The following is a 14,395-nucleotide window of genomic DNA, read 5'->3' as shown; positions in this document are numbered from 1 at the left end:
TCAGCGTGGAGACGTACGGAACCGCTCAGCGTGGAGAGACGCGCACGCGGTGGCTTTCGCCGTCGGAGAGGAACGCCGCCAGTTCCCGCCCCTCCTCGGCGGCGGCGGTGCGGTCGGCTTGGGACAGGCGGCCCAGCGGGGTGACAACCACGGTGCCGGTGTCGACGCTCCAGGTCGCGGCGACTCTGCCGTCCACCAGCACCACACGCTGCCCGGCGACCGAAAGACCCCGATGGGCGTCGTCGATGATCCGGCCGCGGTCGTGGTACCCGAGGATCGCGTTGTCGAACGCGGGCAGGAACCGCACCGGCGCGGGTGTGTCGGGGTCGGGGCGTGGCGCGCCGGGGAGGTCGAACAGCTCGCGGCCGCGTTCATCGCGGAAGCCGACCAGTTCCTCCCGTATCGCGGAAACGGCGGCCGGGAGCCCGGCGAGGCCGCACCAGGCGCGCAGATCGGCTGAGGCCGCGGGGCCGAAGGCGGCCAGATAGCGCCGTACCAGCGCCTGGCCGACCGGGTCGGAGCCATCGGGAGAGGCCGGTTCCGGCTGTCGGCCCAGCCAGGAGGAGAGCAGGACGTTGCGGACCCCTGCCTTGGTGCGCCACAGCCCGCGGGGCGGCGTCTGCGCCACCGGGACGAGGGCGGCGATCAGCATCTCGCCCAGTGCCCGCGGTGCCGGGGCAGGCCAGCGCGCGGCGAGTGCCCCCACCAGCTCGGCCATCGAGCGGGGCGCGCCGTCGGCCATCACCGCCCGGCCCGCGGCGGCGAGTTCGTCGAGGTCTATCCCCTCGAGCTCACGGCGGGAGGTCCCGAGCACCCGCTGGCGCAGCATGGCCTCGTGGCGAGCCCGCCAGGCCAGGGTGTCATCGGCGGTGAGGAGATGGACCGTGCGGCGCATGAGATGGGTCCGCACCAGGCCGCGCCCGCTCAGCAGGTCCGAGAGGACCGCCGGGTCGAACGCGCGCAGCCGCGACCAGAGCCCGATGAACGGCTCCTGCGGCTCCTGTGCCTGCATGCCGCACAGGTGCGCGACGGCGTCGGGGACCGGTACGTCGGCGCGATCGAGCAGCAGTTGGCGGGCGAGCGTGGCGCGGCCCAGCGCCCGGTTGCCGAGAACGGTCATCGTGTCACCGCGGCGCGCTCGTCCGCCGATCGCCGCCGCAGCACCGCGCGTTCGAGGGCCGGCGGGGTGTAGGACACATCGAGCGGGCCGATGTCGATTCCGGGCGGCACGATCCGGTCGATCCGGTCGAGGACCTCGTCGTCGAGGGTGACCGCGGCCCCGGCCAGGAGATCCTCCAGGTGCTCCATGGTGCGCGGGCCGATGATGGCCGAGGTGACGCCGGGGTGGGTGATGGCGAAGGCCATCGCCAGGTGGGTCAGCGACAGGCCGGCCTCCTCGGCCAGTGGGATGAGCCGCTCGACGGCGTCGAGTTTGCGCTCGTCGGTCAGATGCCGGGGCACCCAGTTCATCCGCGCGTTCCGCACCGGGGGCCCGCCCCTGCGGTAGCGGCCGGTGAGCAGGCCCATCGCCAGCGGGCTCCACACGAGCGTGCCCATGCCGTACCGCTGGCAGACGGGCAGGATCTCGCGCTCGATGCCGCGGTTGAGGAGGGAGTACGTGGGCTGCTCGGTGCGGAAGCGCTGCAGTCCGCGCCGGTCGGCGACCCACTGCGCCTCGACGATCTCCGAGGCCGGGAGGTTGGAGGAGCCGATCGCGCGCACCTTGCCGCTGCGCACCAGGTCGGTGAGGGCGGAGAGCGTCTCCTCGATGTCGGTGCGCGGGTCGGGATGGTGTAGCTGGTAGAGGTCGATGTGGTCGGTCCGCAGGCGGCGCAGCGAGTGCTCGACCTCGGTGATGATCCAGCGCCGGGAGCTCCCGCCACGGTTGGGATCCTCACCCATCGCGCCGTTGACCTTGGTGGCCAGCACGATGTCGTCGCGCCGGCCCGTCAGCGCCTTGCCCACGATCTCCTCGGACACCCCATGGGGTCCGTACACATCGGCGGTGTCGACGAAGTTGATGCCCGAGTCCAGGGCCCGATGGATGATCCGGACACAGTCGTCGGGATCCGGGTTGCCCACCTGGCCGAACATCATCGTGCCCAGGCAATAGGGGCTGACCTGAATACCGGTCCGCCCCAGCTCACGCGTCTTCACGGTCGCGCCGTTCCCTTCGGTTCCTTGGCTCTTGGGTTCCGGAACCGCGCTGGTGACGGCTGTCACCTGCGCGGTTCCGGGGGAGATCCGGCAGCGGTCAGCTGGGCTTCTGCCCGTCGAGCGACTCGCGGATGATGTCCGCGTGCCCGGCGTGCTGGGCGGTTTCGGCGATGACGTGCATCAGCACCCGGCGCACGCTGTGCGCCGCTCCCGGCTCGTTCCAGGGCGCCTCCGGCAGCGGGTGTGTCGCCGACAAGTCGGGGACGGCGGTGATGATCTCCTCGCTCCGGGCGGCGACCTGCTCATAGCGCAGGAGAATCCCGGCCAGCGTCTCGCCGGGCGGCATCTGGAAGTTGTTCTGGTTGTCGATCGCCCACTGCGGGATCTCCTGTGCCGTACCGGCCGCGAGGTCGGCCCAGGTGACACCGTCGGGCAGGTCGTAACGGAGCGCCGAAGGGCCTTCGAGCACGAAGCGCAGCCATCCTTCCTCGATGGCCGCGACGTGCTTGATCAGCCCGCCCAGGCACAGTGCGCTGGCCGTCGGGCGCTCGCCGGCCTGCTCGTCGCCGAGCCCGCGCACCGTGGTGGTCAGGGCGGATCGTGCGGCGGCGAGCTCGGCGAGCAGATCGGCCCGCTCGCCGTCGAGCGTGGTGGGGGGTGTGGCGGTGGCGGTCACGGTGATGGGTCCTTCTGTCGTTCTCGTTGTCTGACAGAGACAACGGTCGCAGGGGTAGAGGACAGGTTGTGGCCGCTTCTCGGGACAGAATGGGTGTCATGCCGAAGACATCAGCGCGACTGCTGTCACTGCTCTCCCTGCTGCAGGCACGCCGGGACTGGCCGGGGCAGCTACTGGCCGAGCGGCTGGAGGTCAGCCCGCGCACCGTGCGCCGCGATGTCGACCGCCTGCGCGAACTCGGCTATCCCATCGCGGCCATCAAGGGCCCCGACGGGGGCTACCGACTCGGCGCCGGTACGGAACTGCCGCCGCTGCTGTTCGACGACGACCAGGCCGTGGCCCTCGCCGTGGCGCTTCAGACCGCCGCCGTCACCGGGGCGGGAATCGAGGAGGCGGCGGTGCGGGCGCTGAGCACCGTCCGGCAGGTCATGCCCGCGCGGCTGCGCCATCGCGTCGACGCCCTCCAGGTCACCGCCGTCGACGGCGCGGGGACCCGGCCGAATCCGCAGGTCGCCCCGGATGTTCTCCTGACCCTCAGCGCGGCCGTCCGCGCCCGTGAAGTGCTGCGCTTCGGCTACGTCCCCGTCTCCCCACCCGGAACCGCCGCCCAAGCCGCCCAAGCCGCCCACGCCGACCCCGCCGCGACCGCGCCGCGCCGGGTGCAGCCGCACCATCTCGTCACCCGGGGCGGGCGCTGGTATCTCGTCGCCTGGGACCTCGACCGCGACGACTGGCGCACCTTCCGCGTCGACCGGATCATCCCGCGCACCCCCACCGGGCCCCGCTTCACCCCGCGCGAACTGCCCGGAGGGGACGTGGCCGCCTTCGTCGCCGGCAGATTCCAGGGCTCCGACGGCACCGGCGGCCGGCCTTGCCACGGGGAGGTCATCCTCGACCTCCCCGCCTCCGTCGTGTCCACCTACACGCAGGACGGAGTGGTGGAAGAACTCGGCCCGGTCCGCTGCCGGCTCGTCCTGGGCGCGTGGTCATGGCCCGGACTGGCCGCCAGTATCGGCAGGTTCGACGCCGAGATCGAGGTCATCGGGCCGCGGGAGCTCAAGGACGCCTTCGCCCACCTGGCCCGCCGCTACGCACGAGCCGCGGCCGACTGACCCGCCGAGCCCACCACGCGACCGCCGAGCCGATGAGCGACCCGCACTGCGCCTCGCGTCTCAGGGAGCGGCGTCGAGATCCACCTCGAGGTTCTCGGCCTCGGTCCAGAACCCGTCGTCCGCGTCCTGCAGCCGGGACGCCGCATGTCTCAGGTGGAGCAGCGCCGCGTCGCGTGCCGCCTCGGCGTCGCGGGCCTCGATGGCGGCCAGGATGGCGTGGTGCTCGTGCCGGACCGCTTCGAGGAAGTCGCCGCGGCGCGCCTCGTTCGCACGCGTGACACGGATTCCGCTGCGCAGCACCTCGCCGAGGTAACGCAGCGTCGAGAGCATCACCGGATTCCCGGTCGATTCGGCGATGGACCGGTGGAAGGCGAGATCCTCGTCCACGCCGTCGCCCCCGGCCGCCACCGCCGCGTCGATGGCCTCCAGGGCCTGACGCATCCGGGCGAGGCCGGCCGGAGTGGCCCGGGTGGCCGCGAGGTACGCCGCCTCGCCCTCGATGGGGCGGCGCACCTCCACGATCTGCCGCACCTTGGACTTGGTGTCCTCGGCGGTCTCGGCCTCCAGGTCGAGCGGCCGGGTGCGCCGCGGCATCACGAACACACCGAGCCCCTGACGGGGTTCGACCAGACCCGCGTTACGGAGCCTGGAGACGGCCTCGCGTACGACGGTGCGGCTGACGCCCAGCTGCTTGACCAGCGCCACCTCGGTCGGGAGCTTGTCGCCCTCGGCCAGCCGCCCGGACTCGATCTCTTCCGAGAGTATCGCCGCGACCCGATCCGCGAGCCGCACGGGACCGCTCACCTTGGAGAACATGGTCTTCAGTTTATCGGCACCGTTCCGGTCGCCCCGGCCGCTAAGGGTGCACACCGTCCACGACCGCGTCGGCGTGGTCCTCGAGGTAGTCGCGCACCACCGAGGCGAAGTCCGGGTCCGGTGCCAGTCCGAGCGCGGCGGCGCGTGCGTTGTCGAACGCGGCGGGCCACGAGCCCACGAGGGCCTCGACGCCGGGATCGGGTGCGATCGTCACCAGGTCGGCGACGGCGTCCCCGGCCACCTGCCGCAGCGTGCTCAGCATGTCGGCGACCGAGACCGTGAGCGCCGGAAGGTTGACCGGAACCCCGCCGTCGATCCGGCCCGGCCCGGCGCCGCGCTCGGCCTCCGCGACGCGCAGGATGCCCTCGACGGTGCGCCGTGGCGAGGCCAGGGCCACCTTCAGCTCGGGGTGGACCGGGCAGGTCGCCGGGAGGCCCGCGAGCGGTTCGCGGATGATGCCGGACAGGAAGCCGGAGGCGGCCGCGTTCGGCTTGCCCGGCCGCACCGACACGGTCATCAGGCGGGCGACGCGCCCGTCGAGGAAGCCGCGGCGGGTGTAGTCCGCGATCAACTGCTCGCAAACGAGTTTCTGGATCCCGTAGCTCGACCGCGGTGTGGGCAGGGTCGACTCGCTGACGACCGGCGGCAGCGGCAGCGCGGGGTCGGAGCCGTAGACGGCGACGCTGCTGGAGAACACCATCCGCGGCGTCGGCCCCCCGGCGGCCGACTGGGCCCGCGCGGCCTCGAGCAGCGCGCGCGTCGTGTCCACATTGGCGCTCATGCCCAGGTCGAAGTCGGCCTCGCACTCGGCCGAGACCGCCGAGGCGAGGTGGATCAGCACATCCACCGGCTCCGCGAACACCTCGTCGAGCCGGTCGACCAGGTCGCCCCGTACGACGTCCACGAGGGGCTCGGCCGCTGCCGAACCGGGCGGCACGACGCGGTCGGCGAGCACCAGCCGGTCGATCGGCGCACCGCGGAACGTCCGTGCCGTGAGCAATGCGGCGGCGACCCGCTGTCCCAGGAAGCCGAAGCCACCCGTGATGACGATCCTCATGCGTTGTCTCCTCGGTAGTCGTGTCGCCAGCCGAGCCCCTCGCTCGTGCCGGCGCGGGGGTTGTACTCGCAGCCGATCCACCCGTCGAAGCCCAGGTCGTCGATGACGCCGAACAGATGGCGGATGTCGAGTTCGCCCCGGTCGGGCTCATGGCGATCGGGTACGCCCGCGATCTGCAGATGGCCGACCCGGCCGGTGGGCAGGTCGCGGCGCAGGGTCGTGGTGAGGTCGCCCTCGACGATCTGGCAGTGGTACAGGTCGAGCTGCACCTTGAGGTTCGGGGCTCCCACCTCCCGTACCACGGTGTGCGCTTCGGACTGCCGGCTCAGGAAGTAGCCGGGCATATCGCGGCCGTTGATCGGCTCGATCAGGATGTCGACGCCCGCCGCGGCGGCCCGCTCCGCGGCCCGGGCGAGGTTGGCCAGGTAGGTGTCGCGGTGCTCGGCCGGGTCCTGTGCGGGTCCCACCAGCCCGGCCATCATGTGCACCCGTGGGCAGCCGAGCTCCGCCGCGTACTCCAGCGCCCGCTCGATCCCGGAGCGCACCTCCGCCTCGCGTCCTGGCAGCGCCGCGAGCCCGCGTTCGCCGGACTCCCACGCGCCGGGCGGCGCGTTGAAGAGCACCTGCCTCAGGCCGTGGTCGTCGAGCCGGCGGCGCAGCTCGGTGGCGTCGTACGCGTAGGGGAAGAGGTACTCGACGGCCTCGAAGCCGTCCGCCGACGCCGCGGCGAAGCGGTCGAGGAAGTCGTGTTCGGTGTACATCATGGACAGGTTCGCGGCGAACCTCGGCATGCTGGCTCCTGCGTTCGGGCCGGGAGCGTCCCCGGTCAGCGGTTGACGACGTGCTTCTTGGTGGTGAGCACCGCGACGGCGCCGACGACGAGGCTGACCGCCAGGACGTGCATCGGGATCGACGCCGAGCCGGTGGCGTCCTTGAGCGCGCCGATCATGTAGGGGCTGACGAAGCCGGCGAGGTTGCCCACCGAGTTGATCATGGCAAGGCCCGCCGCGGCGGCGGTGCCGCTCAGGAATGCGGTGGGGAGCGACCAGAACAGCGGAGCGCAGGTCAGCACCCCGGCCGCGGCGATGGACAGCGCGGTCAGGGACAGCGCGGTCGAGCCGTTCCAGACGGCGGACAGCGAGAATCCGACGGCGCCCATGAGGCTCGGGATGACCAGGTGCCAGCGGCGCTCGCGGCGTTTGTCCGCCGAACGGCCGAACAGGTTCATCGCGACGAGCGCGGCCAGGAACGGCACGGCGCTGAGCACGCCGATCGCGAAGTTGCCCTCGATGCCGGTGGACTCGACGAACGAGGGCATCCAGAAGGTCAGGGCGTACTGGCCCATCACGAAGCAGAAGTAGATGAAGCACATCAGCCACACCCTGGGCTCGCGGAAGGCCTCCCAGACCCGGCCGTCCACCGTCCGGTGCGTGGTGTCGTCGGCGACCGCCCGCTCGACGACGGACTTCTCCTCATCGGTCAGCCACTTCGCGGCGCGCACGTCGTCGTCCAGGTAGAAGAGGGTGACGACACCGACGAGGAGCGCGGGGACGGCCTCCAGCAGGAACATCCACTGCCAGCCCTGCCAGCCGTTCACGCCCTGGAAGTGGTCCATGATCCAGCCGGAGAGCGGATTGCCGAAGATGCCCGCCACCGGGATCGCCGACATGAACATCGCGATCACCCGGGCCCGGCGGTACGAGGGGAACCAGTAGGTGCAGTAGAGGATCACTCCCGGATAGAACCCCGCCTCCGCGGCACCGAGCAGAAACCTGAGCACGTAGAACGTCGCCTCGTTGGTGACGAATATGAACGCCGCCGAGACCAGGCCCCAGCTGATCATGATGCGGGCGATCCAGGTGCGGGCCCCGACGCGTTGCAGCATCAGGTTGGAGGGGACCTCCAGGATGAAGTAGCCGATGAAGAACAGGCCCGCCCCCAGGCCGTACGCCGCCTCGCTGAACCCGAGGTCGTCGGACATCTGCAGCTTCGCGAAGCCGACGTTGACCCGGTCCAGATAGGAGGCCACGTAGCAGAGGATGAGGAAGGGGACGATGCGGCGTACGACCTTGCGGTAGACCGTGTTCTCGCGGGCGAGCGCGGGGGTCTCGGTCGCCACTGCGGGCATGGGCATGACGAATCCTTTGTGCGGCTCAGGGGATTCTGCGAACGGGGAGGGGAGAGACGGGTCACCAAGCGGCGCCGAACGTGGCCCTCAGTTCGTCGATGGCGTCGGTGGTGAGCGGCTCCGGTCGACGGTCGGTCAGGAGCCAGAGACGTGCCGTCTCCTCGAGTTCTTCGAGGACGGCGAGGGCGGCGGCCGCGTCCGGGCCCCAGACCACGGGGCCGAGCCGGTCGAGCAGGACGGCCCTGATCGGTGTGTGGCTCGCCTGGTGGTCGGCGATCCGGGCGGTCACCAGGTCGGCCACGCGCGGGTCGCCGGGCCGGTGGTAGGGGATGAGCGGGACGTGCCCGACCTTCATCACGAAGTAGGGCGTGATCGGCGGGAGCACGTCGTCCTGGCTCCACACACCGGCCAAGGTGAGCGCGACCAGGTGGGTGGAGTGGGTGTGGATGACGTATCGGGCCGTGGGGTCGGCCGCGTAGATGCGTCGATGGAGCGTCAAGGTCTTGCTCGCGCGGTCGCCCGCGATCTGCTCACCCTGGGCGTCGACCAGCGCGAGGCGGTCGCGCTGGAGAAAACCCAGGGCGGCGTCGGTGGGTGTGATCAGGTGGCCGTCGCCGACCCTGGCGCTGATGTTCCCGGCGCTGGCGTGCACATAGCCCCTGTTGAACAGGCTCGTGCCCACCCGGACGATCTCGTCGCGCGCCTCGTCCACGGTGGCGTCGAGGAGCTCGGTCATGAGACCTCCCGGTCGAGCAGGGCGAACGAGTCGGTGAAGAACGCGGGGCCACCGAAGTTGCCGGACTTCAGCGTGATGTGGAGCGTGTCCCCGCCGGGAAGCGGCGCCGCGCACCATGGCACCCCGGGATCGATCTGCGGCCCGATCCGCAGCCCGGTGATGCCGAGCGCCCGGACGACCGCTCCCGAGGTCTCACCGCCCGCGACGACGAGTTGACGGACCCCCCGTTCCACGAGGCCCTGGGCCACGCGGGCCAGGGTCCGCTCCACCAGTTCACCGGCCTCGACGGCGCCGAGCTTGCTCTGGACGGTGCGGACCGCCTCGGGCGCCTCGGTGGAGTAGAAGAGGACAGGACCGTCGGCCAGATGGGATTCGGCCAAGGCGAGGGCCTGGCCGGAGACGTCCTCACCGGCCGCGATACGCAGCGGATCCACGCTGAACGCGGGCCGGCCGGCGCGCAGGAACTCCAGGACCTGGCGGTTGGTGGCGGTGGAGACCGATCCGGAGATGACCGCCCGGTGGCCGCCGGGTGGTGGTAGCTGTGCGGCGGCGTGGGACGGCGTTACCCCCCAGTTCGCGGGCAGCCCGATGGCCAGGCCCGACCCGGCGGTCACCAGCGGCATCCCCTGGACCGCCGCGCCGAGGCGCACCAGGTCGTCGTTGGAGACGGCGTCGGCGATGGCGAGCCCGGCGCCCTGTTCGCGCAGGTCGTCGATCCGGGCCCGGACCGCCTCGGCACCACGGCCGACGACCGTGTGGTCGATCAGGCCGACCGCTCGCGTGGTCTGCGCACCCAGGACCGAAACGAGATTGGGGTCGGTCATCGGGGTGAGCGGATGATGGCGCATACCGCTCTCGCTGAGCAGCACGTCACCGACGAAGAGATGGCCCTTGAAGACCGTGCGCCCGTTGTCGGGGAACGCGGGCGTCGCGATCGTGAAGTCGGTGCCGAGCGCGTCCATCAGGGCCTCGGTGACCGGCCCGATGTTGCCGGCCGGCGTCGAGTCGAAGGTGGAGCAGTACTTGAAGTAGATCTGCTCGGCGCCCGCGGACCGCAGCCAGGCGAGGGCCCGCAGCGATGCCTCGACGGCGTCGGCGGCCGGAACCGTCCGCGACTTGAGCGCGATGACCACGGCGTCCGCGTCCACCGGCTCCTCTGCGCCGCCAGGCGGCACATCGATCAGCTGGACCACGCGCATGCCCGCGCGCACCAGGTTGTTGGCCAGGTCCGTGGCGCCGGTGAAGTCGTCGGCGATGCAGCCGAGTCGGATTCCCATCTCAGGCCCCCTTCGGCCGCGGCAGGTCGATCCCGGGGAAGATCTTGATGACCGCGCTGTCGTCCTCGGCACCCAGGCCCGACGCCGACGCCTGCAGGAACATCTGGTGAGCCGTGGCGGCCAGGGGAAGCGGGAACCGCTCCGGCCGTGCGGAATCGAGGACGAGCCCCAGGTCCTTGACGAAGATGTCGACCGCGGAGAGGGCCGTGTAGTCACCGGCGAGCACATGCGCCATCCGGTTCTCGAACATCCACGAGTTGCCGGCGCTGTGTGTGATGACCTCGTAGAGCGCCTCGGCCGGCACACCGGCCTTCAGGCCGAGCGCCATCGCCTCGGCCGCCGCGGCGATGTGCACACCCGCGAGCAACTGGTTCACGATCTTGATCTTGGAGCCGAGACCGGCCTGCTCACCCAGGCGGTAGACCGTGGCGCTCATGGCCTCGAGCACCGGGTCGGCGATCGCGTACGCCGCGGCGGAGCCCGACGTCATCATGGTCAGCTCTCCGGCCGCGGCGCGCGCGGCACCACCGGAGACGGGGGCGTCCAGGTAGAGCACCTCCCGCTCGGCCAGCCGTTCCCCGAGCTCCGCGGACCAGCCGGGGTCGACCGTGGAGCACATCACGAAGACGGCCCCCGGGCGGAGCCGGGCGGCGGCCCCGTCGGCACCGAACAGCACCGACTCGACCTGCGCCGCGTTGACCACGACACCGACCACGACGTCCACCGCGGCCGCCAGGTCGCCGGGGGAGGCGAACGCCGTCCCGCCATCGCGGGCGAAGCCCTCGGCCACCTCCGGTCGCAGATCGTGGACCCCGACCTCGTAGCCCGCCTTCCGCAGGCTGCGAGCCATGCCGAGTCCCATGGCCCCGAGCCCCACCACGCCCACGCGCGGCCGTGCCGGCCTGTCCTGATCGCTCATGCCCCTCCTCGTCCTTGCCGTGTTCTATGGGGGAGCGCCGCCGCCCTGCTGTGCTGGCCGAAGGCGCAATCGGCCTCCGGCCTTGGCGGCGATCGGGTCATATGATGACCTGAAGACGAGGTTCCCGCATACCGTGACGTCCGTCACATGGCGTGGGGTGGAGTCGGATGGGACGTGGCGAGGCGGGCATGGCGGGCCCTCGCGGCAACCATCAGGTGCACGGCCGGAACGGCGGCCGCGGCCAGTAGGAAGCCGGCATCCTCCTACTGACCGCGGCCGCACGGCATGGTGCTCAGGCGTGCTTCACCGTGACCCCGTAGAGGGCGACCTCGCCGTAGTTCGAGTTGTCGCACGGCGAGGAGTTGTTGCAGTTCGCCTGCGTGTAGTCGCCCGCCTTGAAGTAACCACTGCCGAACTTGGCGGTGACGGTGGCCTGGAGCGTGCCGTTGTAGTAGACGTCGACCTTTCCGTCGTGGGCCACGAACTTGCCCTCGAAGCGGTCGCCCAGCTTGTAGCTGGAGGTCACCAGCTTGTAGTGGGTGGTGTTGTAGGAGGTGACGTAGAGGCTGGTCCCTTCGAGACGGAACGAGGTGACGTCGCTCGACTCGTCGTGGATCTGCCCGGCCATCACGTGCGGCTTGCCCGCGGGGAGATGCGTGATGGCCTCGTCGACGACCATGGTGTGGGTGCCCGTCGTGGACGACCAGCTGGACGTCGCCGACCCATCAGCGGTCATCTCGCGCAACTCCGACCGCGGGTATCCGGTATTGCTGGTGGTGGCGCCGTTGACGGCGGCCCGCAGCAGGATCGCGTCGCAGCCCGAAGTGGCCGTGAACCACGGTGCCTTGTTGTATGTCGACAGGGCCGGCTGCTTGATCTCCTGGGGAGAGCCGGAGCTGTCGGGGGTGGGCAGTTGGAGCTTCCAGCCGGTGCTCAGGCCGATGGCCGCAGCCGGTGCGGGGCAGGCGGCGGCGTCCGCCGGAGCGGCCGACGCACTCTGCACCGAGGCCAGGGCGCCGGCGGCGAGTGCCGGTGCGGCGATGAACACGAGAGCGCGGCGCGGAGTCCTGCGCGCGCCAGGGTTCTTCTGCATGTGCGGCTCCTTCATGTGTGGGGGCATGACAGACCCGTCAAGGGACGGATCCGGAGGAAACCGCCGACCGCTGGGGTCGGCGGAGCGATGAGGCCGTAGGGGCAGCGAACGGCAGCGAAGAGGCACAGCGAGGCGGCGAGGCCGATGTCGGACCTCGCTCAGGCGCTGACCTCCTCAGCGCACGGCGGGCAGGCTGTCAGCCGATGCCGTTCAGAACCATTGCGACTTGTCCACTACGTTGATCAACGGCTGCCCGGCGGCGAACCGCCGCGCGTTGTCCGCGAGCACCTCGAACCGGCGTGCCGCGGCATGCGGTCCGGCCCCCGCGACATGGGGGGTGACCAGTGCTTTGGGGTGACGCCACAGAGGGTGGTCCGGCGGCAGCGGCTCCTGCTCCATGACGTCGAGGGCGGCGCCCCGCAGACGTCCCGTGTCCAAGGCCGTGACCAGGTCGTCGAGCCGGACGGTGGGACCGCGGCCGACGTTGATGAGGCAGGCTCCCTGTTTCATCAACGCGATACGGGCGGCGTCCATCAGCCCTTCCGTCTGCGGAGTGTGCGGCACGGTGAGGATCACGATGTCCGCCTGAGAAAGGACGCGATCCAGGAGGTCGGCGGGCAGAACCCGGTCGAAACCCGGCGGCGCCTCGGTGATCCGGGCATCGACGCCCTCCACGCGGGTTCCGAACGCGGCGAGCAGCCGCCCCGTCTCGGCACCGATCGCACCCGTACCGACGACGAGCGCACGCGCCTCACTGAGCGGAAGGACCCCGCCGTCCGACCAGTCCGGTGCCCAGTTGGCGGCGGCCTGCTCGCGCACATAGTGGGGGAGTTGCCGGGCCAGAGCCAGGACCAACGCCAGGGTGTGCGTGGCCACATGGTCGGTGTACGTGTCCCGCATATTCGTCACCCGCACCGGATGACGCACGAGCGCGGGGTGGTAGAAGCCGGGAGGAGGCCCCGCCTGAGGAGCCTGCAACCATCGCAAGTTCCCTGCCCTGTCGAGGAGTTCGGGAGTGAGCGTGCCGTACGCGGCGTCGGCGCGGCCCAGCGCGGCGCCGACGTCCTCGGGGCTTTCGGGGCAGAGGACCTCGATTCCGGGAACGGCCTCCACGAGCTTGTCGGGCCAGGACCGTGTCTCGTCCGGCAGCGGGGGGACCATGACGAGGGTGAAGGTGGCTGTGGTCATGCTGCTCCCTCTGCTGTCTGTGCCGTGGTTCCCGTCATGGCTATCACCTCTCCCTGCGCGTCGGCCGCGCGCAGCGCCTGGAGCCGGGCAGGCGAGGCCAGGCCCGCGTGGTAGTAGCGAATCCGCTGAGCACCGGCGGCTCGCAGCCGCGCCACCCGTCCGGCGAGGTGGGCGGGGTGCTCCTCCAGCACGGAGACATTGGCGATGACCGGCCGTGCGCTGCTGCGCACCGCCTCCTCGATGCGGGCCACCGCCCGGGCTTCGTCGTCCCAGCATTTGAGGACGAAGGCGGTGGCCCGGCCGTCGAAGTGGCCCAGGTCGAGCCCGCTGTCGGGGCCGGTGGCCTGCGGGTCGCCGTCCGCCATCAGAAGGATCTCCCGGCCGGGCGCCGCCGCCGCGATCCGTAGCGTCAACTCCTCGATGACGGACTGGCGGTGGCGCAGCAGGGCTCGTGCCGCCTGCTCACCCAGCGACTCGGCGAACGCGCTCGGAGCCCGGACACCGTCGCGCATCTCCGCGTCGACGGTGCGGCGCACCGCCCGTGCGACACCGGCGGGGTCCGCCCCGGCGGCCTCGATCCCTGTGCGGCACGCGGCGCACAGGCATATCGACAGCAGATCCCGGCAGCCCGCGCTCAGATCGGCGCCCGCTGTCTTCTCATGCCGGCTGCCGTGCTCGAAGCCCAGCCATCCGCACGCCTCCAGCATGAGCGACGGCACCTCGGCGGCGTCGTAGCGTGCGCAGAAAGCCCGGACCAACTGCACCGCGTACGCCGTCACTTCGGGCTGTGCCGGGCACAGGGCGTACCCGTATCGTTCATCGAACGCGTTGCGCACGGTCAGATCGGGTGCGTGCGCTCCCACCGCCGTGCTGTGCGTGAGCACCAGCCAGGCTTCCACCCGCAGTCCCTGGCTCCGGAGGGCCGAGGCCGCCGTGCCGAACCGGTCCGGGGCGTCGACGGCCCAGCCGGGCGCGGAGGGCCTCAGACGGGTGTCGCGCCACTGGTGTGGGTCGAGCGGGAAGTACGCGGCGGCGTGCGTGGCATGCACGATGCGGTGGGCGGGGTGGTAGGGCGTCATGGCGCGCACTGAGTGGTACGCGGCTTGCAGGACCACTGCGCCCACGCCGAGTGAGGCTAAGCGGTCGGCCGCCGCAGGGTCGCCCACCAGGTCCCAGGTGTAGGCGAAGGTGCCGTTGAGCTCGCAGGAGCCGAGGGGTTCGGTTGTCACGTGGTTC

General features: G+C 71.3%; 14 protein-coding genes. 1 reads left to right on the top strand and 13 read right to left on the bottom strand.

Annotated features, from left to right (window positions below):
* Positions 1–25: 25 nt before the first annotated feature.
* From STRVI_RS22825 to STRVI_RS22815, 3 genes are all read right to left on the bottom strand, one after another.
* The gene (locus STRVI_RS22825) at positions 26–1,120 is read right to left on the bottom strand and encodes a winged helix DNA-binding domain-containing protein (RefSeq protein WP_014057996.1); all 1,095 of its coding nucleotides are present in this window, start codon (positions 1,118–1,120) and stop codon (positions 26–28) included.
* Entirely contained in the window at positions 1,117–2,157 is a 1,041-nt protein-coding gene (locus STRVI_RS22820) for an aldo/keto reductase (RefSeq protein ID WP_043239520.1), read from the bottom strand. Before STRVI_RS22820 ends, STRVI_RS22825 begins: the two co-directional genes overlap by 4 nt.
* Before the next feature lie 97 nt (positions 2,158–2,254).
* A complete protein-coding gene (locus tag STRVI_RS22815; RefSeq protein WP_014057994.1) occupies positions 2,255–2,833 on the bottom strand; it encodes a DinB family protein in 579 nt (192 codons plus the stop codon).
* Between the two features lie 98 nt (positions 2,834–2,931).
* Between STRVI_RS22815 and STRVI_RS22810 the strand changes: the two genes are divergently transcribed.
* Positions 2,932–3,945, top strand: a complete 1,014-nt coding sequence (locus STRVI_RS22810; protein ID WP_208949165.1) for a helix-turn-helix transcriptional regulator — start codon at positions 2,932–2,934, stop codon at positions 3,943–3,945.
* A gap of 60 nt (positions 3,946–4,005) precedes the next feature.
* Here STRVI_RS22810 and STRVI_RS22805 read toward each other — a convergent pair whose 3' ends face one another.
* The 10 genes from STRVI_RS22805 to STRVI_RS22760 form a co-directional block, all read right to left on the bottom strand.
* Entirely contained in the window at positions 4,006–4,761 is a 756-nt protein-coding gene (locus STRVI_RS22805) for a FadR/GntR family transcriptional regulator (RefSeq protein WP_043236372.1), read from the bottom strand.
* Positions 4,762–4,801: 40 nt separating this feature from the next.
* Positions 4,802–5,818, bottom strand: coding sequence for a D-erythronate dehydrogenase (denD, locus tag STRVI_RS22800; RefSeq protein WP_014057991.1), 1,017 nt, complete (start codon positions 5,816–5,818; stop codon positions 4,802–4,804).
* A complete protein-coding gene (gene otnI / locus STRVI_RS22795) occupies positions 5,815–6,609 on the bottom strand; it encodes a 2-oxo-tetronate isomerase (protein ID WP_014057990.1) in 795 nt (264 codons plus the stop codon). Before otnI ends, denD begins: the two co-directional genes overlap by 4 nt.
* Before the next feature lie 35 nt (positions 6,610–6,644).
* Entirely contained in the window at positions 6,645–7,952 is a 1,308-nt protein-coding gene (locus STRVI_RS22790) for an MFS transporter (protein ID WP_014057989.1), read from the bottom strand.
* A gap of 55 nt (positions 7,953–8,007) precedes the next feature.
* The gene (locus STRVI_RS22785) at positions 8,008–8,682 is read right to left on the bottom strand and encodes a class II aldolase/adducin family protein (protein WP_014057988.1); all 675 of its coding nucleotides are present in this window, start codon (positions 8,680–8,682) and stop codon (positions 8,008–8,010) included.
* Positions 8,679–9,959: a 3-oxo-tetronate kinase gene (otnK, locus tag STRVI_RS22780; protein ID WP_014057987.1), complete on the bottom strand. Its 1,281-nt coding sequence runs from the start codon at positions 9,957–9,959 to the stop codon at positions 8,679–8,681. Before otnK ends, STRVI_RS22785 begins: the two co-directional genes overlap by 4 nt.
* A 1-nt stretch (position 9,960) precedes the next feature.
* On the bottom strand, positions 9,961–10,878 hold the full coding sequence (gene ltnD / locus STRVI_RS22775) for an L-threonate dehydrogenase (protein ID WP_014057986.1): 918 nt from the start codon (positions 10,876–10,878) through the stop codon (positions 9,961–9,963).
* A gap of 292 nt (positions 10,879–11,170) precedes the next feature.
* Positions 11,171–11,971 (bottom strand): polysaccharide lyase family 7 protein, encoded by an 801-nt coding sequence (locus STRVI_RS22770; protein WP_014057985.1) that lies wholly within the window; start codon positions 11,969–11,971, stop codon positions 11,171–11,173.
* Between the two features lie 210 nt (positions 11,972–12,181).
* Complete coding sequence (locus STRVI_RS22765; protein ID WP_014057984.1) at positions 12,182–13,159, bottom strand: D-2-hydroxyacid dehydrogenase; 978 nt, start codon at positions 13,157–13,159, stop codon at positions 12,182–12,184.
* The gene (locus STRVI_RS22760) at positions 13,156–14,388 is read right to left on the bottom strand and encodes a hypothetical protein (protein ID WP_208949164.1); all 1,233 of its coding nucleotides are present in this window, start codon (positions 14,386–14,388) and stop codon (positions 13,156–13,158) included. The genes STRVI_RS22765 and STRVI_RS22760 overlap by 4 nt, the downstream gene beginning before the upstream one ends.
* Positions 14,389–14,395: the final 7 nt, after the last annotated feature.

Source organism: Streptomyces violaceusniger Tu 4113 (assembly GCF_000147815.2).
Taxonomy (GTDB): Bacteria; Actinomycetota; Actinomycetes; order Streptomycetales; family Streptomycetaceae; genus Streptomyces; species Streptomyces violaceusniger_A.
The sequence above is the reverse complement of the archived record's forward strand: the minus strand, read 5'-3'. Positions and strand labels throughout refer to the sequence as shown.

What these genes read in the sequence shown, in the direction of transcription:
- STRVI_RS22825 (WP_014057996.1), bottom strand. Translation starts at nt 1,120, where the DNA reads ATGACCGTTCTCGGCAACCGGGCGCTGGGCCGCGCCACGCTCGCCCGC.
- STRVI_RS22810 (WP_208949165.1), top strand. Translation starts at nt 2,932, where the DNA reads ATGCCGAAGACATCAGCGCGACTGCTGTCACTGCTCTCCCTGCTGCAG.
- STRVI_RS22805 (WP_043236372.1), bottom strand. Translation starts at nt 4,761, where the DNA reads ATGTTCTCCAAGGTGAGCGGTCCCGTGCGGCTCGCGGATCGGGTCGCG.
- denD (WP_014057991.1), bottom strand. Translation starts at nt 5,818, where the DNA reads ATGAGGATCGTCATCACGGGTGGCTTCGGCTTCCTGGGACAGCGGGTC.
- otnI (WP_014057990.1), bottom strand. Translation starts at nt 6,609, where the DNA reads ATGCCGAGGTTCGCCGCGAACCTGTCCATGATGTACACCGAACACGAC.
- STRVI_RS22790 (WP_014057989.1), bottom strand. Translation starts at nt 7,952, where the DNA reads ATGCCCATGCCCGCAGTGGCGACCGAGACCCCCGCGCTCGCCCGCGAG.
- STRVI_RS22785 (WP_014057988.1), bottom strand. Translation starts at nt 8,682, where the DNA reads ATGACCGAGCTCCTCGACGCCACCGTGGACGAGGCGCGCGACGAGATC.
- otnK (WP_014057987.1), bottom strand. Translation starts at nt 9,959, where the DNA reads ATGGGAATCCGACTCGGCTGCATCGCCGACGACTTCACCGGCGCCACG.
- ltnD (WP_014057986.1), bottom strand. Translation starts at nt 10,878, where the DNA reads ATGAGCGATCAGGACAGGCCGGCACGGCCGCGCGTGGGCGTGGTGGGG.
- STRVI_RS22770 (WP_014057985.1), bottom strand. Translation starts at nt 11,971, where the DNA reads ATGCAGAAGAACCCTGGCGCGCGCAGGACTCCGCGCCGCGCTCTCGTG.
- STRVI_RS22765 (WP_014057984.1), bottom strand. Translation starts at nt 13,159, where the DNA reads ATGACCACAGCCACCTTCACCCTCGTCATGGTCCCCCCGCTGCCGGAC.